Raw genomic sequence first — 20,531 nt, 5'->3', positions numbered from 1 at the left:
GGAACACATTATGAAAGGAAAAATCATCCCCCTGCGTTTTCGTACCCGTCAGGACAGTCAAACCGGACACGAGGTGATACGCCTGACGCCGCCGCACATTATTTGTCACCGTAACTACTTCTATCAGAAATGCTTTACCCGGGATGGCAGCAAGCTGATCTTCGGCGGCGCCTTTGAGGGTCACTGGAACTACTACCTGCTGGACATTGCACAGCAGCAGGCAACCCAGTTGACCGACGGCGCGGGCGACAACACCTTCGGCGGCTTCCTCTCCGCGGACGATACCTCCCTGTGGTACGTGAAAAATAGCCGCGAATTGCGCCGCGTCGATCTTGAGAGCCTGGAAGAGTATGTGGTGTATGAGGTCGATGACGACTGGGTGGCCTACGGCACCTGGGTGGCGAACTCGGACTGCACGAAACTGGTGGGCATCGAGATCAAAAAAAGCGACTGGCAGCCGCTCACCGACTGGAGCAAGTTCCGCGCCTTTTATTTCACCAACCCGGAATGCCGCCTGATTAATATCGATCTGCAGACCGGTGAACGGCGGGTGATTTTGCAGGAGAAACGCTGGCTCGGTCATCCGATTTACCGTCCGTTTGACGACAGCACGGTGGCGTTTTGTCACGAAGGCCCGCGCGATGCGATCGATGCTCGCATGTGGCTGATCGGCGAGGATGGCAGCCATCTGCGCAAGGTGCGTCAGCATGCGGAGGGCGAGAGTTTTACCCACGAGTTCTGGGTACCGGACGGCTCGGCGCTCTATTACGTGGCGCACAAGGAGAACGACCCGCAGCGCTATCTGTTCAGCGCCGATCCGGCGACGCTGGAGAACCGTCAACTGATGGCGATCCCGCCCTGCTCGCACCTGATGAGTAACCACGACGGCTCGTTGATCGTCGGGGATGGTGCGCCGCACAATACCGGAGATATCAGCCTCAACGATCCCTTCATCTGGGTGTTCGATATTGCACGAGGCACGCAGACCGCCGTCTGCCAGCACAACACCAGCTGGAAAGTGCTGGACGGCGATCGCCAGGTGACCCATCCGCATCCGTCGTTTTCACCGGACAACAACTGGGTGCTGTATACGTCGGACGAAGAAGGGATGCCGGCGCTGTATCTCGCCCGGGTGTAAAAAAAAGCCGGGTGGCGGCTGCGCCTTACCCGGCCTACAAAAAGACAAAACCCTAGGCCCGGCAAGCGAAGTGCCGCCGGGCGTTAACCTCACACGCCGATGTTTCTTAACTTCTCCCCTGCCATCAGCCTGCGCTCGATGTGCTCCAGGGTGACGCCTTTGGTTTCAGGGATCAGCCAGAATGTGATGCCAATAAATGCCACGTTCAGCACCGTATAGAGCCAGAAGGTACCCGCCGCACCGATCGCATCCAGCAGGGTCAGGAAGGTGGCCCCGATGATCATGTTCGACACCCAGTTGGTGGTGGTGGAACAGGTGATCCCGAAGTCGCGGCATTTCAGCGGCTGAATTTCAGAGCACAGGATCCACACTACCGGAGCAGCACTCATCGCGTAACCCGCGATGCACATCATGGTCATCCCCACAGAGAGCCAGGACAAGCTGCTGGACGCCGTACCGTTATCAAACTGCATCAGGCAGTAGCCGAGGATCAGCGTCCCCAGCGCCATCACGCTAAAACCAATTTTCAGGGCCGGTTTACGGCCCGCTTTATCAACAGTAAACACCGCAATAAAGGTGGCAAACATAAAGGTCAGCCCCACCACCAGAGTGGCGATCATCTGCTGTTCGGTAGTCGTGAACCCGGCCATTTTGAAAATACGCGGCGCGTAATACATGATGATATTCATGCCGGTAAACTGCTGCATCGCCTGCAACAGCATGCCGAGGAAGACCGCGCGACGGACGTTGCGGTTGATTTTGAATAACGACCAGCCCCCCTGCTTCAGCTTGAGGCTTTCGCGGATCTCGTTCAGCTCTTCCCGCGCTTTTTCAGAGGTATCGCGCAGCATCCGCAGCACCTCTTCCGCCTCGACGTGTCGCCCTTTTTGCGCCAGCCAGCGCGGACTATTAGGTAAAAAGATCACCAGCACGATCAGCAATACCGCCGGGAGTGCCAGCACACCCAGCATGGCGCGCCAGTTGCCGCTGTAGCTGAAATACGTATCGGAAAGAAAGGCCAGCACGATCCCGAGCGTCACCATCAGCTGGTACATGCTGATCATTTTGCCGCGAACGTTTTCGCTCGCCATCTCTGAGAGATAAAGGGGTGCAGTGTAGGAGGCAATCCCCACGGCCACGCCCAGCAGCACGCGAGAAAGCAGTAGCGCCTCAACCCCCGTGGCAAACGCCGAGCCGAGTGAGCCGGCCACAAACAGAACGGCGCCCACCATCAGGCTGTACTTTCGGCCAAGGCGGAAGGAGAGCCAGCCGTTGAACAGGGCACCGACTGCTGCGCCCAGCATCATACTGCTCACTACCCACTCCTGCAGGCGATTGCTGAGCGTAAAGTGATCGGTGATAAAAGGTAGCGCACCGGCAATAACGCCGATATCCAGCCCAAACAGCAAACCGGCCACCGCCGCGGAAATGGACACAAACAGGTTCATCCTGCGGGTATCGCGTAGGGCGCGGGGCATAAAGGTAGAGTCGTTTATTGATGTCATATTTTCCTGCCTGAACAGCGTAAGACGTTAAATGAAATTACGAGAAACCCTGAAAAAGTGTCAGGTCGTATAACGTGAAAATATGGATATATCAGCTGGCAAGGTGCGATCTGTGATGGACATTACAATTTAAAACAGCGATGAATATTCACCACTTTTTGTTAAAAACATGATTTATCGGAAATAAATATGTGATATGGGTCATTTTGCTAAAAAGACTATGGATTTTTCTCTTTTACCCATATGGACAATGAATTATTTGACGCAAAAAAAACCTCCGCCCGGGGGCAGAGGTTTATTGGCAGAGGCGAGAATTAACGCGCCAGCCAGCCGCCATCAACCGCAACGGTGTAGCCGTTGATGTAGTCAGATGCGCTGGAGGCCAGGAACACAACTGGCCCCATCAGATCGCTTGGCAGACCCCAACGACCGGCCGGGATACGCTCGAGGATCGCCGCGCTGCGCTCTTCGTCAGCACGCAGCTGCTGGGTGTTATTGGTGGCCATGTAGCCCGGTGCGATGGCGTTAACGTTGATGTTGTGCTGCGCCCATTCGTTCGCCAGCAGACGGGTCACGCCCATTACGCCGCTTTTAGAGGCGGTGTAAGAAGGCACACGGATGCCGCCCTGGAAGGAGAGCATGGAGGCGATATTGATGATTTTGCCGCCGTTGCCCTGGGCGATGAAGTGCTTCGCCGCCGCCTGAGACATGAAGAACACGCTCTTGATGTTCAGGTTCATCACGTCGTCCCAGTCCTGCTCGCTGAAGTTGATCGCGTCTTCGCGACGGATCAGACCGGCGTTGTTGACCAGAATGTCGATTTTACCGAATTCCGCCACCGCACGATCCAGCAGCTCAGGAATGGCGTCGATTTTACGCAGGTCAGCGGTCAGGCTCAGGAAACGACGGCCCAGGGCGGTGACACGCTCGATGGTCTCCTGCGGCTCAACGATGTTGATCCCGACGATGTCACAGCCAGCTTCCGCCAGACCCACCGCCATACCCTGACCCAGGCCGGTATCACAACCGGTCACGACCGCCACTTTACCTTGCAGAGAAAATGCATCCAGAATCATTTTTTATCCTTTATCTTTCAGCGCCTGAACGAACAGGCAAGTTTGTGCTTAACTGTCCGCGACTAGCGCAGATCCTTAACGGCTACGTGGTCCATATCATCGAAGACCTGGTTTTCACCCACCATGCCCCAGATGAAGGTATAGGCACGCGTGCCCACGCCGGAGTGAATCGACCAGCTTGGCGAAATCACCGCCTGCTCGTTATGCATCACGATATGGCGAGTCTCCTGCGGCTGTCCCATCATGTGGAATACGCAGGCGTCCTCTTCCATATTGAAGTAGAAGTACACTTCCATGCGGCGCTCATGGGTATGGCACGGCATGGTGTTCCACAGGTTGCCCGGCTCAAGCTCGGTCAGCCCCATGCTGAGCTGGCAGGTTTCCAGCACGTCAGGAACGAAGTATTTGTTGATGGTGCGGCGGTTGCTGGTGAGGTTGTCACCCAGGGTGACGGGCGCGACGTCTGCCGGCGTGACTTTTTTGGTTGGATAAGTGGTGTGTGCCGGAGCGCAGTTATAGTAGAACTTCGCCGGTTGGCTGCTATCGACGCTGGCGAAGACCACTTCCTGCGCGCCTTTCCCGACGTACAGCGCATCGCGATGGCCAATTTCGTAGCACTGACCGTCAACGGTGATGGTGCCCGGGCCGCCAATGTTAATCACGCCCAGCTCACGACGCTCGAGGAAGAAGCTGACCCCGAGCTGCTTGCCCACTTCACCCCCGACGGAGACCGTTTTGGTCACCGGCTTGATGCCGCCCACGATAATGCGGTCAATATGGCTGTACACCATGGTGTACTCATCTGCGACAAACACTTTCTCAACTAAAAACTCATCGCGCAGACCCTGGGTATCCAGCGTTTTTGCATGCGCGCTGTGGATGCTTTGTCTGACTTCCACATTAACCTCCAGAATTTATCGGCCCCGAAGGCCTGGACAATTAACAAAACGGTGTTCCGTTTTCATGATGGGCACATATTATCTGCTGTGAAATGGGTTTTCAATTACATTTAAAACGATGTTTCACTTTTTCTGTAAGTTAATCTCAAAATTGCAGTTGCGATCACGAATGTCAGGGAGTTGACAGGGCTTTGTTAAATCCTTTCTTTAATACTTTAGGGTTAATTTATAGATTAAACAGTCAGTTATGAAAGGATAATAAATTGATGTTGGGATGATAAAAATCTGAACAGATGTAAAGAGAGTGCAGGTTTTGCGGCCTTTTCCTTCAGAAGTGCGCCACCAGTCACACACACTGAAACGATGTTTTGATATTTTAACACCCAGTTTTTAAACTCATATTTTATCGATCGGACCGCAGGCGATATCCTGCCGTCGAATTCAAGGAGCGCATCATGGCAAAAGGCATGCGGGTCAAACTGAACTATGAGGTCAGTCGCGATCCGGATACAGGCGTGGAAGTGACCCGCCTGACCCCACCTGAAGTAACCTGTCATCGTAACTACTTCTATCAAAAGTGCTTTTTCAACGACGGTAGCCATCTGCTGTTTGCCGGCGAATTCGATGGTCACTGGAACTACTATCTGCTGGATCTGAAAAAGGCTGAAGCGGTGCAGTTAACTGAAGGCGCGGGGGACAACACCTTCGGCGGCTTCCTGTCGCCGGATGATAAATCCCTCTATTACGTTAAGAATGATCGCACCCTGCTGGAAGTCAATCTGACGACGCTTGCCGAGCGCGAAGTGTATCGCGTCAGCGACGACTGGGTGGGCTACGGTACCTGGGTCGCCAACTCTGACTGCACCAAACTGGTGGGGATCGAAATTGCGAAAAGCGACTGGACGCCGCTGAACGACTGGAAAATCTTCCACGACTTCTTCCATAAAGGCCCGCACTGCCGCCTGCTGCGCGTCGATCTGCAGACCGGCGAAAGTAGCGTGATCCACGAAGAGAAAAACTGGCTCGGCCACCCTATCTACCGTCCGTTTGACGACAACACCGTCGCCTTCTGCCATGAAGGGCCGCACGATCTGGTGGATGCCCGCATGTGGATGGTCAACGAAGACGGCAGCAACGTGCGTAAGGTTAAAGAGCATGCGGAAGGCGAAAGCTGCACCCACGAATTCTGGGTTCCGAACGGCTCGGCGCTGGTGTATGTCTCTTATCTGAAAGGTCAACAAGGCCGTACCGTATACAGCTTCAACCCGGATACCGGCGAGAACAGCGCGGTGATGCAGATGCCCGCCTGTTCGCACCTGATGAGTAATTTTGACGGCACAATGCTGGTGGGGGATGGTTCCGGTACTCCGGTCGATGTGAAGGACACCAGCGGTTACACCATCGATAACGATCCTTACCTCTATGCATTCGACGTAGCGAAAAAAGCGTACTTCCGCATCGCGCGTCACGATACCTCCTGGGCCACCGTGGCTAACAGCCGCCAGGTAACCCATCCGCACCCATCCTTTACCCCGGATGATAAAGCGGTTCTGTTTAGTTCCGATAAAGACGGCAAACCTGCTCTCTATATTGCGAAGCTTCCTGAGCAACCTGAACTGTTGCGTGAATAAAAGTTAGTGTTTGTGTTCCTGTAACTGGCCTTGCCCTTCTTTATGGAGGGCTTTTTTTTATCTGCAGATCGGGAAGACATACATTGCAGGCATAAAAAAACCGGCTCTTGCGAGCCGGTTAATCCCGGAGGTACTGCTTGTTATCAGAACGAATATGCTACGCCAACACGGAGACGGGTCTGACGTTCATCCGTTGTTTTCACGCCGACGTTACCCACTTCGCCATACGGGGACCAGTTTTTATCAATTTTGTACGCCAGCTTGACGTTATATTCCTGGGAGTAATCTTTGTTGTTGTTACGAATATTCCCTTCGGAGCTTTTGGCGTAAACGTAGTTCAGCTCGGTACGCCAGTCGCCCATTACCCAACCAATCCATGCATCACCACGGTTAACTTTATCGTCTTCTCTGTCCGGGGTTGACGGATAACGGGTGTACTCATAGCGGTAACGACCGGAAATATAGAAACCGTTGTCGAAGCTGTATTGCGCCTGCAGGAAAGGTTTATAAATAGTGTTGCTTTCTTTACTCTCGACCGTAAAGCCTGGGGTCAGGGAGATATTGTCGTTGGCTTTCCAGCGCCAGCTAATCTGGTCTTCGTGACCATTACCTACCATATCGGAAAACGGCTGGTCAGTTTTATCGCCGCCGGATTTCCATTTCGCTTCGACTGAAAAACCAAAGCCATTATCAAAACGGTGTGAAACGGCCACGCGGTCTGCGTTGGTACCCGTATCAATGTATTCGTGACGCAGATCGACGGTGACAGCCTGAGCTGCGAAAGAAGCGCCAATAAGAGAAGCAAGGACCAGAGATTTCTTAAACATGGAAAAACCCTCGTTTAAAATGATGTTTCGTTTTTATGGAATTGCATTTTATTTTTTTAAATACGTAATTTTAGTGATCATGATCGTAATTATTTGTTTCATTTTTTTTGGCAAAGCCAGGCGTGAGCGGTATCAACAAAAGAGGGGTTTTAAGGGGAATTTAACGGATCGGGATCACACTAAAATGTTATTAGCGCTTCAGGGAAGGCGATAAATATTTCGGGGAGGTTTGAGGATTTACTTACAAGCGTAAAAATATGACAAAGCTCACAAACAAATAAGCCTCCGGGTAGGGAGGCCTGTGTTGGTTGATATATATCAACGCGAATTATCTTTCTATAGCTAACGCCACACCCTGTCCGCCGCCAATGCACAGCGTAGCCAGCCCTTTGCGGGCATCGCGTTTGACCATCTCATGCACCAGCGAAACCAGAATACGGCAGCCTGAGGCCCCAATGGGGTGGCCCAGCGCGATTGCTCCGCCGTTGACGTTGACCCGGCGCTCATCCCACTCCAGCATTTTGCCCACCGACAGCGCCTGGGCGGCAAAGGCTTCATTCACTTCGATCAGATCGACATCCGCCAGCTGCCACCCTGCCCGCTCCAGGCAGCGGCGCGTGGCATGCACCGGGGCGATCCCCATCAGGGCAGGATCCACGCCGACGCTGGCAAAGGCTTTGATGCGCGCCAGCACCGGCAGATTCAGGGCTTCGGCTTTGCTCTCGCTCATCATCATGACCGCGGCAGCGCCGTCGTTAATGGAGGAGGCATTCCCGGCGGTCACCGAGCCGGTGAGTTCAAAGGTCGGATTGAGCAACGCCAGCCCTTCGGCGCTGGCGTCGGTGCGCGGCTGCTCATCGGTATCCACCAGCAGAGGTTCACCGTTCTGCTTCTGCGCGTTGACCGGGACAATCTCATCCCGGAAGCGGCCTGCGTCGATGGCAGCCCGGGCTTTATGCTGCGAGCTAAGGGCGTAAGCGTCCTGCCGCTCACGGGAGATTCCGTATTCCCGGGCCAGATTTTCCGCCGTGACGCCCATATGGTAATCGTTGAACGCATCCCACAGCCCGTCATGCACCAGGCTGTCGATAAGCTGGCTGTTTCCCAGCTGGGCACCCGTGCGGCTGTCGGTCAGAACGTGCGGCGCGCGGCTCATGTTCTCCTGCCCACCGGCGATCACCACGTCGGCTTCCCCGCACTGGATCGCCTGGGTTGCCAGGTGCAGCGCCTTGAGGCCGGAGCCACAGACGTCGTTGATGGTAATGGCCGAGACGGTGTTGGGTAAGCCCCCTTTCAGCGCCGCCTGGCGGGCAGGGTTTTGCCCCGCTCCGGCGGTCAGCACCTGACCGAGGATCACCTCATCAACCTCGTGGGCCTCAATGCCACTGCGCTCCACCAGCGCGCGGACCACCACGCTGCCCAGATCTACCGCCGAGTGGCGTGAGAGCGCTCCCTGGAAACAGCCGATTGCTGTGCGCAACGCACCCACTATCACGACGTCTTTCATCTCAACCTCTGTGCAAAATGACACCGCTCATCGTATAGGATTGTTATCAACCAATGATGTAATTGTTTAAAAAAAGTGAGTTTTATCACAAAGGATCGTGCGCGGAATCTGCATGTATTCACGTAACTTATAATTTTCACGGTAATTATTAGATAACGCGTTTGCATTATGACGGCGCGGCGATAAGTTAGGAGTGGCAAACACGCGTTTACACTGGAGTAACAAATGTCCGACTGTATCATTCCAGAAATAAAAGAATCAGAAGAAGAAATCATCGCTATCCGCCGTCATCTCCATGCCAATCCCGAATTAAGCCTCGAAGAGTTTAATACCAGCAACCTGGTGGCTCGCCAGCTGGAAGGCTGGGGTTATCAGGTCACGCGCGAAATCGGCAAAACCGGCGTGGTCGGCACCATCAAAAAAGGCCAGGGTAGCAAATCCATCGGCCTGCGCGCCGATATGGATGCCTTACCCATCTTTGAAGCCACCGATTTACCCTGGGCCAGCACCGTTCCGGGCAAAATGCACGCCTGCGGTCACGACGGCCACACGGCAATTTTGCTGGCCGCGGCGAAATATATTGCCTCCGATGCCTGCCAGTTTAACGGCACCGTGCACCTTATTTTCCAGCCTGCCGAAGAGGCGATTGGCGGCGCGGATTTAATGATTAAAGACGGGTTGTTTGACCGCTTCCCCTGCGACCGTATTTTTGCCCTGCACAATATGCCTTATCTGCCGACCGGTAAGTTTGGCTTCTATGAAGGCAACTTTATGGCCTCCGCCGATACCGTCAAAGTCACCCTGAAAGGGTACGGCGGACATGGCGCGCACCCGGAGCGCACCGTGGATCCGATTGTGACCGGGGCCGCGCTGATCATGTCCCTGCAGAGCATTGTGGCGCGTAACGTGCCGCCGGGTGAAACCGCCGTGGTGACAGTCGGGACCTTCCAGGCGGGTATCGCCTCCAACGTCATCCCGGACAGCGCGGTGATGGAGCTGACGGTTCGTTCGATGAAGCCGGAGATCCGCGACCTGCTGATCCGCCGCATTCAGGAGCTTACCGAGTTCACCGCCCGCAGCTACGGGGCCACCAGCGAAGTGGAGATCTACGACTCCTACCCGGTGCTGGTCAACGATGCGGAGCAGACCGCCTTCGCCCGCCAGCTGGCCGTCGAATTCTTTGGCGAGGATGCAGTGCTGGACAGCGTCTCCCCGTCCAACGGCAGTGAAGATTTCGCCTTTATGCTCCAGCAACGTCCGGGGAGTTATTTCCTGCTCGGTAATGGCGAGAAAGGGGAAAAAGGCGGCTGCATGGTGCATAACCCCGGCTACGACTTCAATGACGAAATCATTACCACCGGGGCCTCCTTCTTTGCCCGTTTGGTTGAAAACTATTGCCGTTAAGACAGGGATATAACATGAAAAAATACCTTTTACCGCTGGTAGCGCTGCTGGCGACATCCTCTGCCTTTGCAGCAGAGACCAAAGAGCTGCGTTTCGGCGTGGATCCGACCTTTGCCCCCTTTGAATCAAAAAACCCGCAGGGCGAGGTGGTCGGGTTTGATATCGACCTGGGCAATGCCCTCTGCCAGCAACTGCAGGCGAAATGCGTCTGGGTTGAAAGTAACTTCGACGGCATCATTCCGTCCCTGAAGGCGCGAAAATTTGATGCCATCCTCTCCGGGATGTATATCACCGAGAAGCGTAAAGAGCAGATTGCCTTCAGCGACAAGATCTACAGCGGCCCGGCTTTCCTGGTGGCACGTAAAAACAGCCTCACCGGCAACAGCGTGGATCAGCTGAAAGGGAAAACCATCGGCGTTGAGCAGGGTTCCGCCCAGGAAACCTATGCCAATGAGCAGTGGCGCGGCAAGGGCGTTAACGTGGTGGCCTATCAGGGTGCCGATCAGGTGATCCGCGACCTCGAGTCAGGGCGTATTGACGGCGCGGTGCTCTCCGGGGTGATGGCGGATTACAGCTTCCTCAGCAAGCCGCAGGGCAAAGAGTTTGCCTTTGTCGGCAGTGCCCTGCAGGACGATGCCCTGTTCGGTGCCGGGGCGGCGATTGGCCTGCGCAAAGAGGATGACCAGCTGCGCCAGGAGCTGAACGGTGCCATCGCGGCGATCCTGGCCGACGGCACCTACAAGAAGCTCGCCGCAAAATACTTCAGCTTTGATATTTATACAGGCAAGTAATGCCATTCCGCCCTTCACTGGCTGAAGGGCGGAGTTTTCCAGTACTGAGTTAAGGCCGGCGAGCTGCCGTTTATCGGGTCCGACTCAGGAAACGGCAACGCAACGATGCGCGCCAGTATGGCTGGCGTCGCCGGCTGCTTGCACAGATCGAACTCCATCCCCGGCGGATACGCCCCCACCACCTGAAAATCGAGCGTTGCAGACAAGCGGCAATGCCCGGTACCCGCAGGCAATAACAGCGCGTCCCCGGCTTCTACCTCGATCTCTTCTCCCCCCGGACCGCCAATCATCAGGCGCGCCGTTCCCCGGGCAACACCTAACACCTCATGGGCCGTGGAGTGGTAATGGTGATAGTCGAAAATCCCATCGCGCCACTGGGGCGGCCACCCGTTGTCGGCAAAGCGTTGTTCAAACTGGCTGGCTATGTCGCCTTCCGAAAGCACTCCTTTATAGATCAGCACCGGCAGATGAGGATTATTCGGCACCCAGTCTCGGGCTGAGAGCATCAGCACGCGGGGCGTAATGGTATTTTCAGCGTTCATATCTCTTCTCAGCCCGTAAATTCACCCCATTAAGTGTAGTCCTTTTAGATTTCGGCATCGATCAGGTGAATGTCGTATTCGTCACGCCGGATCCGCCTGGTGCTGCAGCCAGTGCCGCAGCCAGTTTCCCGCCGTCCCGGGCGGGGAGCGCTTATTCCACACCAGATCGATTGCCACCGAGCGCGGCCAACCCGGGACGTGGATCTGCACCAGCGCATTCGCGGGCGCGAACTCCGCCACCAGCGCACAGGGCAGCGCGCACCAGCCGAAGCCCTGCACCGCCATGCTGAGTAGCATCAGGTAGTTGGGTGCGGACCACACGGGCCCCTGAGCCAGCACCGGTTCCCGCTCAAGATAGGTGTTGAGGCGCAGCTCCCGCCAGCCGTGCAGCTCATCGGCCTCGGTGCGACTTTGCGCGGCGAGAGGATGCGTGGCGGAGGTATAGATCGCCATGTGGGTCTGCATCGGCAGGCGGACGGCGGCAATGTCGGTGGGATAACTCTCCCGCGCCTCGGTAAGGCCGATGTGTGCCCGCCCTTTTTGCAACAGGTCGATGACATCGTCATCTTCGCCGATCAGGCATTCGAATTCCGTGTGGGGAAAACGCTCGTCGAAACGAAACAGCATCTCCTCCAGCACGTCCGGGTGCAGGGTATCGGAGAGCACAAAGCTTAGCCGCGCTTCGGTCTCTTCGCTGAGGGAGACCGCCAGCTCGTCCAGCCGGGCGCTGGCGGCGAGGATCGACTGAACATAGCCCAGCACCTGTTTGCCCTGGGCGGTGAGCACCGGCTGGCGGGCGCTGCGATCGAACAGGGCAAACCCGAGGTCGTCTTCCAGATGGGCGATGGCGGTGCTGATAGTGGACTGGCTTTTGCGCAGACGGCGGGCAGCGGCGGAGAACGAGCCTGCGGCAACCGTCTCGACAAAGGCCGTTAAGGCTTCGGGGGAGTAGCGCATGATGTATCTACTTTATCGATGGAATCTAACTTTTATATATCACTTTTAACGATAAAAATAGCGGCCTGATTCTGCCCATTCTGGCAAGTTCATGAGGTATCAGGTTATGCAGCACAACGATATTCAACAGCGAAAACTGCCGGAGCGTATCTTCCACGCCGTCTGTTTTGAGGGCATCGCCACAGCGATCCTTGCTCCGACCACCGCCTGGCTGATGCAACGTCCGGTGCTGGAGATGGGTGGATTAACCATTCTCCTCGCCACCACGGCGATGATCTGGAACATCATCTATAACGCCGGTTTCGACAGACTCTGGCCGCGGCATATCGTCACCCGCACCGCCAAAGTCCGCGCCCTGCACGCCCTCGGCTTTGAGGTCGGGTTTATTTTTATCGGTGTCGGCATTGTGTCGCTGGTGCTGGGCGTGAGCCTGCTGCAGGCGTTCACCCTGGAGATCGGCTTCTTTATTTTCTTCCTGCCGTACACCATGGTCTATAACTGGGCCTACGACACCCTGCGCGATCGCATGATGAAGCGACGCCAGCAGCGGCAGGCCGCCACGAATTAATCCCTCCGGCCGGAAATGCTTTCCGGCCTGCTTAACCCCGCGCCAACCGCCACGCCAACTGAGGATTATGGTAAAATAGTCTCCTTTTTGTTGGTTTTATAGTTGATACGTTTCTCTCATGTCGAAAATCTGGTCTAAAGAAGAGACCCTCTGGAGCTTTGCCCTGTACGGCACGGCCGTGGGCGCAGGAACCTTGTTTCTGCCCATCCAGCTGGGATCTGCGGGCGCTGTCGTCCTGTTTATCACCGCCCTCGTGGCGTATCCATTCACCTACTGGCCCCACAAAGCGTTATGCCAGTTCATCCTCTCCGCAAAAACTAAAGGTAGCGAAGGGATCACCGGCGCGGTGACGCACTACTACGGGAAAAAGATCGGCAATCTGATCACCACCCTCTACTTTGTCGCCTTTTTTGTGGTGGTGCAGATTTATGCCGTGGCGATCACCAATTCTCTGACCGAACAGCTGGCGAAGCATATGGCGGTGGACATGACCGCGCGGGTGCTGGTCAGTCTCGGCGTGGTGCTGACGTTAAACCTGATCTTTCTGATGGGGCGTCATGTCACCATCCGGGTGATGGGTTTTCTGGTCTTTCCGCTCATTGCTTACTTTCTGCTGGTGTCGCTGTATCTCGTCCACAGCTGGCAGCCCGCGCTGCTCACCAGCCAGATGAACGTGGATAAGCACACCCTGCACCAGGTGTGGATCTCCATTCCGGTGATGGTGTTCGCCTTCAGCCATACCCCGATTATTTCGACCTTTGCCGTCGACCGGCAGGAGAAATACGGCGACGCCGCGATGGGCAAATGTACCCGCATTATGAAGGTGGCGTATCTGATCATCTGTCTGAGCGTGCTGTTCTTCGTCTTCAGCTGCCTGCTGTCGATCCCGCCGTCCTATATCGTCGCTGCCAAAGAGGAAGGGGTGACTATTCTCTCTGCGCTGTCGATGATGCCCTCCTCCCCTTCCTGGCTTGGGATCTCCGGTATTGTGGTGGCCATCATCGCGATGTCGAAATCCTTCCTTGGCACCTATTTTGGCGTGATTGAAGGGGCGACGGAGATGGTGAAATCAGGATTAAATCAGGTTGGGGTGAAGAAAAGCCGGGCCTTCAATCGGGCCGTGTCGGTAATGGGGGTCTCGCTGATCACCTTTGCGGTGTGCTGCATTAATCCCAACGCCATCTCGATGATCTACGCCATCAGCGGGCCGCTTATCGCTATGATCCTGTTTATCATGCCGACCCTGTCGACCTTCCTGATCCCGGCCCTGAAGCCTTACCGCTCCATCGGCAACGTGCTGACGCTGATCGTCGGGGTATTGTGCGTGTCGGTGATGTTTATTGCCTGACCAACATCAGCACGCTGGTTTGCAACAGCGTGCTGTTTAACATCAGGCGCGGATATCGTCATACTCGCGGGTGTTATCAAATTCGTGTTTCGCAAACGGGCACAGGGGGATGATTTTGCGGTTTTCTGCGCGCATCTTTTCCACCACCTTCGCCACCAGCTGTTTGCCCACGCCCTGCCCTTTCAGGCTGGGATCGACATCGGTATGCTCAATAATGCTGAGGTGTTCGCCGGTAGGAACAAAGACGATCTCCGCGACCTGGTTGCCTTCGGCATCGTTGACGTAAAACTTGTTATGGCCTTCCTGAATTTCCATGGTTTCTCGCTTATTTGTGGCGGTATTTGAGTGCGCCGCTTGGGCAGGTGTCAATCACACGTACCACCGTATCAACATCCACTTCATCAGGGACGATCCACGGCTTACGTTTCAGGTTGAAGAGTCTGGCGCTGCCGCGCACGCAGTTTCCCGCGTGCTGGCAAATACCGGTATTGAAGTAAACATCAATTTTTTCACCGGTATAGGCCCGGTATCCCGCTTGCAGGAGATCGTTATCCATGACATTGCCTCTGTAATTATTATGGGGTCGGGAACAAACATCGTGTTGGCGTGCAGCTTAAAAAAGTTAACATTTATTTAATACATTGATCCACTCCCTTTAGCGCCCGGCATCATTCAATAACCATGGTTAATACAAGCCCTTTCGGTTAGTCTGGTTTTTTGATCGGCAAACCGCCCGGGGCTTATGATCGCTATGGATAATCCACTATTTTTGAAAGCGTTAGTTGTTTTACTTTTTGCCTTTTGGATCTGGGATCTCCTTAAACCGAAGCGAAAAAAACAGCCCGAGGATCCCGCTATCGCACAAGCTGATGCCCGGGAACGCCATAGGTGGCGTGATGTCAGATGGGGGTTTCGGGTAATCCAGATCGCCTGTGCGTTGTATTTTGTACAGATGCTGGTTCAGTTCTTATTAACGTAGGTATTCTGACACCGCTGTGATGACGCTGAAATCTAATAACATTTACGTTTTAAAAAAACATTATCAATCTTTCGGTTAGGTAATGCAGGCGTATTCTTCATTACAACTGTTCCTAAAAGAGTTATCATTAAATGTATGTTAAAGACATTTTGAATATGGATTAAAATCAACATGATAATTAAACCCAAGATTCGTGGATTCATCTGTACCACCACACATCCGGTTGGTTGCCAGGTCAACGTAAACAAACAAATCGAGTACGTCCGTAAAAACGGAAAACTCACTGATGGCCCTGCGCGTGTGCTGGTGATTGGCGCTTCCACGGGTTATGGGCTGGCTTCCAGAATTTCTGCTGCCTTTGGCGGCGGTGCGTCCACTATCGGTGTTTTCTTCGAAAAACCAGGTACGGATACCAAGCCAGGCTCTGCGGGCTGGTATAACTCCGCGGCTTTTGATGAAGCGGCGAAGCGTGAAGGTCTTTACTCGAAAAGCATCAACGGCGACGCCTTCTCCGATGAGTGCCGTGACGAAGTCATCAAGCTCATCAAAGAAGATCTGGGTCAGATTGATTTAGTGGTGTATTCGCTGGCCTCTCCGGTCAGAAAGATGCCAAAAACAGGCGAAGTTGTTCGCTCTGCGCTGAAGCCAATCGGTGAGGTTTACACCTCTAAAGCCATTGATACCAACAAAGATCAGATCATTACCGCCAGCATTGAACCGGCAACCGAAGAAGAAGTGCGTAATACGGTTACCGTGATGGGTGGCGAGGACTGGGAACTGTGGATTGATGCGCTGAATAACGCGGGCGTTCTGGCTGACGGCGTGAAGACCGTGGCCTACTCCTACATCGGCACGGATTTGACCTGGCCTATTTACTGGCACGGCGCGCTCGGTAAGGCGAAGGAAGACCTGGATCGGGCTGCGAAAGCGTTACGCAACAAGCTGGCTCCGCTCAACGGCGCTGCAAACGTGGCGGTGTTGAAGTCTGTTGTCACCCAGGCGTCCTCAGCCATTCCGGTGATGCCGCTTTACATTTCTATCGTCTTCAAGCTGATGAAAGACCGTGGGATCCACGAAGGTTGTATTGAGCAAATCAATCGTCTGATGACTACCAGCCTGTACGGCGATGATGCCAAACTTGATGACGAGCAGCGAATTCGTATGGACGATCTGGAACTTCGCGAAGACGTTCAGCAGGCGTGCCGCGAAATTTGGCCGACCATTACCGATGAAAATCTGGAGCAGCTGACAGATTACATCGCTTATAAAGAAGAGTTCCTGAAGTTGTTTGGTTTCGGATTCGAAGAGGTTAACTACGAAGCCGATACCGATACAAACATCGATTTTGATGTGAAAACATTAATCTAATAATAGGGGGCGCAACGCCCCCTCATTTTTAACGACGCGTCAGAGCCAGCCTCAACCCCAATCCAATAAAAGTCACCCCCACAATCCGATCCAGGATTTTCTGCAAACCCCGATTTTGTGAGACGGCACCCGCGGCGCTACCTGCAAGAATCGCGAAGGTTAAATCCGTCAAAAAAGCGATCAGCGCGTAAGCCATCCCCAGGATCAGAAAAGAGGCTGTCTGGTGCTCGCCTCCGGGTGAAACGAACTGAGGAAAGAAGGAGATAAAGAATAAAAGCACCTTCGGATTGGTTAAGGTGGTAATGAAGCCTTTAGAAAGCAGATTCGTGAGATTAGCTTTGGTCTTTACGGGTTCAGCTTCGCTGTGATGGGTGGTGTGTTTTGCGAAGGTCCCCAAAACCATCTTACTTCCGAGATAGATAAGATAAGCCGCACCGAGATACTTGATGATGGTAAACATCAGCGGAGAAGCGGTGATCAATGCCGTTAATCCCACTGCGCTTGCTACAGCATGGGTACAGCTACCTAAGGCGACACCAGCCGCAGAGATGACACCCGATCGTCTTCCGTTAGCCACGCTTTGACCTATCACGTAGGCCATGTCAGGCCCCGGTGTTACGGAAAGAAGAAAAACGGACAGAGCAAAAAGCCCAAAGTTAGTTATATCCAGCATCGCCATCTCCAGAAGTACAGGAACAGACCTGCCATGCTAGCACTGAATGGTTATGCGTGTAATGAAGATTTCTATTCAAAAAGAGTGAATGAGGCACGACTGCATAGCGGGCTGAAAGAAACAGAGGATTTCGAACAGGTCTGGCTGGGGAAAAATCTGGAGCGGGCGAAGGGAATCGAACCCTCGTATAGAGCTTGGGAAGCTCTCGTTCTACCATTGAACTACGCCCGCTTTGAGGTGCGTAAAGCATTATAGACCTTACGCCTCTTCTGACAAGACTCCTTTGCGCTAACCGGCGATAAAATAACCACTTAGCACTTCGGTTTACCGCCCTGCGCCGGTAAATAGCGTACCGGATCGATGGCCGTCGCCCGATAACGGATCTGGAAATGCAGCGCCACGGTATTGGAGCCGGTGCTGCCCATGGTGGCGATCTTCTGCCCGGCCTTCACGTTTTGTCCGTTATTTACCAGCATGGTGTCATTATGGGCATAGGCGGTGATGTAATCCTCGCCATGCTTAATCATGATCAGATTGCCATACCCGCGCAGCTGGTTGCCGACATAGACCACCTTGCCCGCATCAGAAGCGTACACAGGCGATCCCCGGGTGCCCGCAATATCAATCCCTTTGTTTCCCCCTTCCGCGGTGGAGTACGGCATTACCACTTTTCCGCTGGCAGGCCAGACCCAGCAGCGCTGCCCGACGGGCGGCCAGGAGGACTTAGGTACCACGTAAGACGGGGTGACTGCAGCGGTTTTACGGCTGCTCTTTGACGAGGATTTTTTGGCTGTGCCGCCGCTGCCGTTAACCCGCAGCTTTTGTCCCACTTCAATAGTGTAAGGCGGAGAAATATTATTAAGGCGCGCCAGATCCTTCACGCTGGTGCCGGTCGCACGCGAGATGCGGTACAGCGTATCGCCGCGCTTGACGGTATACACAGGACCAGAGTCCGATGACTGATTGCCCGCGCATCCCGCCAGCAACAGAGCCAGGATCAGGCAAAACAGAGCAGAAACAGGGTTTTTCGTCGGGCTTCCTGCAAACAAAACAGTTCCTCGGTCAACGTGAATGGCCGCGCTATGATAGCAGCCCGGACAGATATGGGTCAGCCCTTTTCCGCTCTGCGCGTCAAACCGTTCGTATAAGAATGCAGTATAATCATGCCGCGGATGGCACCACACCATCTGGCATGTCTGGTCCTGGAGCAAGAATGAGCATTCAAGAACACGTTATTTTGGTAAATGACCAGGGAAAGGTGATTGGCACTCAGGAAAAGTACGCCGCGCACACCTCTCATACCCCACTGCACATGGCATTCTCATCCTGGCTCTTTAACGCCAGAGGAGAGTGCCTGATTACCCGCCGCGCACTGAGCAAAAAAGCCTGGCCCGGCGTCTGGACAAACTCGGTCTGCGGCCATCCGCAGTCTGGCGAAGAGACAGAGCAGGCGATTATCCGCCGCTGTCGTTTTGAAGTGGGGGCTGAAATTGCCCGTATCACTCCCGTCGCGCCTGAATTTCGCTACCGTGAAACCGATCCTTCCGGGATTGTTGAAAACGAAATTTGCCCGGTGTTTGCCGCTCGCATCATCAGTGACGTCACACTGAATAATGATGAAGTGATGGACTATCAGTGGGTTGAGCTGGAAGCCTTATTCCGCGCGCTGGATGCGACGCCCTGGGCCTTTAGCCCGTGGATGGTCATGGAGGCGAGTACGGCTCGCGAGGCACTCAGGGCCTTCGCGGCGCAATAAAAAAGCCCCTTTCGGGGCTTTTTTATATCGTTGCGGCTTACTTCACCGGACGCATCGCCGGGAAGAGGATCACGTCACGGATGGTGTGACTGTTGGTGAACAGCATAACCATACGGTCGATACCAATACCCAGACCCGCCGTTGGCGGCAGACCGTGTTCCAGCGCGGTCACGTAGTCTTCGTCGAAGAACATCGCTTCGTCGTCGCCTGCGGCTTTCGCATCAACCTGATCCTGGAAGCGCTGCGCCTGATCTTCTGCATCGTTAAGCTCGCTAAAGCCGTTGCCGATTTCGCGGCCACCGATGAAGAATTCGAAGCGGTCAGTGATCTCCGGGTTCTCGTCATTACGACGCGCCAGCGGAGAAACCTCTGCCGGGTACTCGGTGATGAAGGTCGGCTGAATCAGGTGCGCTTCGGCCACTTCTTCGAAGATCTCGGTCACGATACGGCCCAGACCCCAGCTCTTCTCAACCTTGATACCGATGCTTTCGGCGATCGCTTTCGCCGAGTCGAAGTTATCCAGATCGGCCATCTCGGTTTCCGGACGGTATTTCTTGATCGCTTCGCGCATGGTCAGCTTCACGAACGGCTTACCGAAGTCGAAGACCTCTTCGCCGTAAGGCACTTCAGTGGTGCCCAGAATGTCCTGCGCCAGGGTACGGAACAGGGATTCGGTCAGCTCGATCAGATCCTTGTAATCCGCATACGCCATATAGAGTTCCATCATGGTGAACTCTGGGTTATGACGCACGGAGATGCCTTCGTTACGGAAGTTACGGTTGATCTCAAACACGCGGTCGAAGCCACCGACTACCAGACGCTTCAGGTACAGTTCCGGCGCGATACGCAGGTACATGTCGAGGTCCAGGGCGTTGTGATGGGTGATGAATGGACGCGCAGAGGCACCGCCCGGGATCACCTGCATCATCGGGGTTTCCACTTCCATAAAGTCGCGTTTCACCATGAACTGGCGGATACCGGCCATGATCTGGGAGCGAATTTTGAAGGTGTTGCGGGATTCATCGTTTGAGATGAGGTCCAGATAACGCTGACGATAGCGCGCTTCCTGATCCTGCAGGCCGTGGAACTTGTCCGGCAGCGGGCGCAGGGCTTTGGTCAGCAGACGCAGCTCGGTGCAGTGAATGGACAGCTCGCCGGTCTTGGTTTTGAACAGCTTGCCTTTGGCACCGAGGATATCGCCCAGGTCCCATTTCTTGAACTGCTCGTTGTAGATGCCTTCTGGCAGGTCGTCACGGGAGACGTACAGCTGAATGCGGCCGCCAACGTCCTGCAGCGTGATAAAGGAGGCTTTACCCATGATACGACGGGTCATCATGCGGCCGGCCACGGCCACTTCGATGTTCAGCGCTTCCAGCTCTTCGTTCTTTTTAGCGTCGAAGTCAGCGTGCAGTTGGTCTGAGGTGTGGTCACGACGAAAATCGTTCGGGAACGGCACGCCCTGCTCGCGCAGCGCAGCCAGCTTCTCGCGGCGGGTTTTCAGTTCATTGTTAAGATCGACGACCGCGTCAGCGCCCTGTGCTTGTTGTTCAGACATGTTGGTT

At 54.6% G+C, this 20,531-nt stretch carries 20 protein-coding genes and 1 tRNA gene; 8 read left to right on the top strand and 13 right to left on the bottom strand.

The window, feature by feature from the left end:
• Nucleotides 1-10: 10 nt before the first annotated feature.
• Entirely contained in the window at nucleotides 11-1,138 is a 1,128-nt protein-coding gene (locus tag WFO70_RS15005; RefSeq protein WP_337017127.1) for an oligogalacturonate lyase family protein, read from the top strand.
• Between the two features lie 89 nt (nucleotides 1,139-1,227).
• Here WFO70_RS15005 and araE read toward each other — a convergent pair whose 3' ends face one another.
• The 3 genes from araE to kduI all read right to left on the bottom strand — a co-directional run bounded on the left by araE (nucleotide 1,228) and on the right by kduI (nucleotide 4,618).
• Nucleotides 1,228-2,661: an arabinose-proton symporter AraE gene (gene araE / locus WFO70_RS15000; RefSeq protein WP_337017475.1), complete on the bottom strand. Its 1,434-nt coding sequence runs from the start codon at nucleotides 2,659-2,661 to the stop codon at nucleotides 1,228-1,230.
• Nucleotides 2,662-2,957: 296 nt separating this feature from the next.
• On the bottom strand, nucleotides 2,958-3,719 hold the full coding sequence (gene kduD, locus WFO70_RS14995) for a 2-dehydro-3-deoxy-D-gluconate 5-dehydrogenase KduD (RefSeq protein WP_032613810.1): 762 nt from the start codon (nucleotides 3,717-3,719) through the stop codon (nucleotides 2,958-2,960).
• 62 nt (nucleotides 3,720-3,781) lie between these two features.
• Complete coding sequence (kduI, locus tag WFO70_RS14990) at nucleotides 3,782-4,618, bottom strand: 5-dehydro-4-deoxy-D-glucuronate isomerase (RefSeq protein ID WP_337017124.1); 837 nt, start codon at nucleotides 4,616-4,618, stop codon at nucleotides 3,782-3,784.
• A gap of 455 nt (nucleotides 4,619-5,073) precedes the next feature.
• Here kduI and WFO70_RS14985 point away from each other — a divergent pair, with 455 nt between their 5' ends.
• Nucleotides 5,074-6,249, top strand: coding sequence for an oligogalacturonate lyase family protein (locus WFO70_RS14985; protein WP_337017122.1), 1,176 nt, complete (start codon nucleotides 5,074-5,076; stop codon nucleotides 6,247-6,249).
• A 143-nt stretch (nucleotides 6,250-6,392) separates the two neighbouring features.
• Here WFO70_RS14985 and WFO70_RS14980 read toward each other — a convergent pair whose 3' ends face one another.
• Complete coding sequence (locus tag WFO70_RS14980; RefSeq protein WP_337017120.1) at nucleotides 6,393-7,076, bottom strand: porin; 684 nt, start codon at nucleotides 7,074-7,076, stop codon at nucleotides 6,393-6,395.
• A gap of 328 nt (nucleotides 7,077-7,404) precedes the next feature.
• Nucleotides 7,405-8,583 (bottom strand): acetyl-CoA C-acetyltransferase, encoded by a 1,179-nt coding sequence (locus tag WFO70_RS14975; protein ID WP_337017119.1) that lies wholly within the window; start codon nucleotides 8,581-8,583, stop codon nucleotides 7,405-7,407.
• Between the two features lie 225 nt (nucleotides 8,584-8,808).
• Between WFO70_RS14975 and WFO70_RS14970 the strand changes: the two genes are divergently transcribed.
• Both WFO70_RS14970 and WFO70_RS14965 read left to right on the top strand, forming a co-directional pair.
• Entirely contained in the window at nucleotides 8,809-9,987 is a 1,179-nt protein-coding gene (locus WFO70_RS14970; RefSeq protein WP_337017118.1) for a M20 aminoacylase family protein, read from the top strand.
• Nucleotides 9,988-10,001: 14 nt separating this feature from the next.
• Complete coding sequence (locus tag WFO70_RS14965; protein ID WP_337017116.1) at nucleotides 10,002-10,778, top strand: ABC transporter substrate-binding protein; 777 nt, start codon at nucleotides 10,002-10,004, stop codon at nucleotides 10,776-10,778.
• Nucleotides 10,779-10,792: 14 nt separating this feature from the next.
• On the opposite strand, the gene WFO70_RS14960 is transcribed toward WFO70_RS14965, so the two are convergent.
• Both WFO70_RS14960 and WFO70_RS14955 read right to left on the bottom strand, forming a co-directional pair.
• Nucleotides 10,793-11,320 (bottom strand): cupin domain-containing protein, encoded by a 528-nt coding sequence (locus tag WFO70_RS14960; RefSeq protein WP_337017115.1) that lies wholly within the window; start codon nucleotides 11,318-11,320, stop codon nucleotides 10,793-10,795.
• 81 nt (nucleotides 11,321-11,401) lie between these two features.
• Entirely contained in the window at nucleotides 11,402-12,277 is an 876-nt protein-coding gene (locus WFO70_RS14955; RefSeq protein ID WP_337017113.1) for a LysR family transcriptional regulator, read from the bottom strand.
• Nucleotides 12,278-12,383: 106 nt separating this feature from the next.
• On the opposite strand from WFO70_RS14955, the gene WFO70_RS14950 reads away from it, so the two are divergent.
• Together WFO70_RS14950 and WFO70_RS14945 are read left to right on the top strand one after the other, a co-directional pair.
• Complete coding sequence (locus WFO70_RS14950; RefSeq protein ID WP_337017112.1) at nucleotides 12,384-12,845, top strand: multidrug/biocide efflux PACE transporter; 462 nt, start codon at nucleotides 12,384-12,386, stop codon at nucleotides 12,843-12,845.
• A 118-nt stretch (nucleotides 12,846-12,963) separates the two neighbouring features.
• The gene (locus tag WFO70_RS14945; protein ID WP_337017110.1) at nucleotides 12,964-14,193 is read left to right on the top strand and encodes an amino acid permease; all 1,230 of its coding nucleotides are present in this window, start codon (nucleotides 12,964-12,966) and stop codon (nucleotides 14,191-14,193) included.
• Nucleotides 14,194-14,235: 42 nt separating this feature from the next.
• Here the strand turns inward: WFO70_RS14945 and WFO70_RS14940 are convergent, their stop codons facing one another.
• A complete protein-coding gene (locus tag WFO70_RS14940; protein ID WP_039029866.1) occupies nucleotides 14,236-14,508 on the bottom strand; it encodes a GNAT family N-acetyltransferase in 273 nt (90 codons plus the stop codon).
• Between the two features lie 10 nt (nucleotides 14,509-14,518).
• Nucleotides 14,519-14,749, bottom strand: coding sequence for a 4Fe-4S mono-cluster protein YjdI (yjdI, locus tag WFO70_RS14935; RefSeq protein WP_337017107.1), 231 nt, complete (start codon nucleotides 14,747-14,749; stop codon nucleotides 14,519-14,521).
• A gap of 594 nt (nucleotides 14,750-15,343) precedes the next feature.
• On the opposite strand from yjdI, the gene fabV reads away from it, so the two are divergent.
• A complete protein-coding gene (gene fabV / locus WFO70_RS14930) occupies nucleotides 15,344-16,540 on the top strand; it encodes an enoyl-ACP reductase FabV (protein WP_337017105.1) in 1,197 nt (398 codons plus the stop codon).
• A gap of 28 nt (nucleotides 16,541-16,568) precedes the next feature.
• Here the strand turns inward: fabV and WFO70_RS14925 are convergent, their stop codons facing one another.
• From WFO70_RS14925 to actS, 3 genes are all read right to left on the bottom strand, one after another.
• A complete protein-coding gene (locus tag WFO70_RS14925; protein WP_337017103.1) occupies nucleotides 16,569-17,213 on the bottom strand; it encodes a LysE family translocator in 645 nt (214 codons plus the stop codon).
• A gap of 157 nt (nucleotides 17,214-17,370) precedes the next feature.
• Nucleotides 17,371-17,444 (bottom strand) — tRNA-Gly (locus WFO70_RS14920).
• 80 nt (nucleotides 17,445-17,524) lie between these two features.
• Nucleotides 17,525-18,286, bottom strand: coding sequence for an amidase activator ActS (gene actS, locus WFO70_RS14915; RefSeq protein ID WP_442913390.1), 762 nt, complete (start codon nucleotides 18,284-18,286; stop codon nucleotides 17,525-17,527).
• A 140-nt stretch (nucleotides 18,287-18,426) separates the two neighbouring features.
• On the opposite strand from actS, the gene idi reads away from it, so the two are divergent.
• Nucleotides 18,427-18,969 (top strand): isopentenyl-diphosphate Delta-isomerase, encoded by a 543-nt coding sequence (gene idi, locus WFO70_RS14910; RefSeq protein ID WP_337017099.1) that lies wholly within the window; start codon nucleotides 18,427-18,429, stop codon nucleotides 18,967-18,969.
• A 37-nt stretch (nucleotides 18,970-19,006) separates the two neighbouring features.
• On the opposite strand, the gene lysS is transcribed toward idi, so the two are convergent.
• On the bottom strand, nucleotides 19,007-20,524 hold the full coding sequence (gene lysS, locus WFO70_RS14905) for a lysine--tRNA ligase (protein WP_337017097.1): 1,518 nt from the start codon (nucleotides 20,522-20,524) through the stop codon (nucleotides 19,007-19,009).
• Nucleotides 20,525-20,531: the final 7 nt, after the last annotated feature.

Source organism: Leclercia sp. AS011 (genome assembly GCF_037152535.1).
In the GTDB taxonomy this organism is placed as follows: Bacteria; Pseudomonadota; Gammaproteobacteria; order Enterobacterales; family Enterobacteriaceae; genus Enterobacter.
The sequence above is the reverse complement of the archived record's forward strand: the minus strand, read 5'-3'. Positions and strand labels throughout refer to the sequence as shown.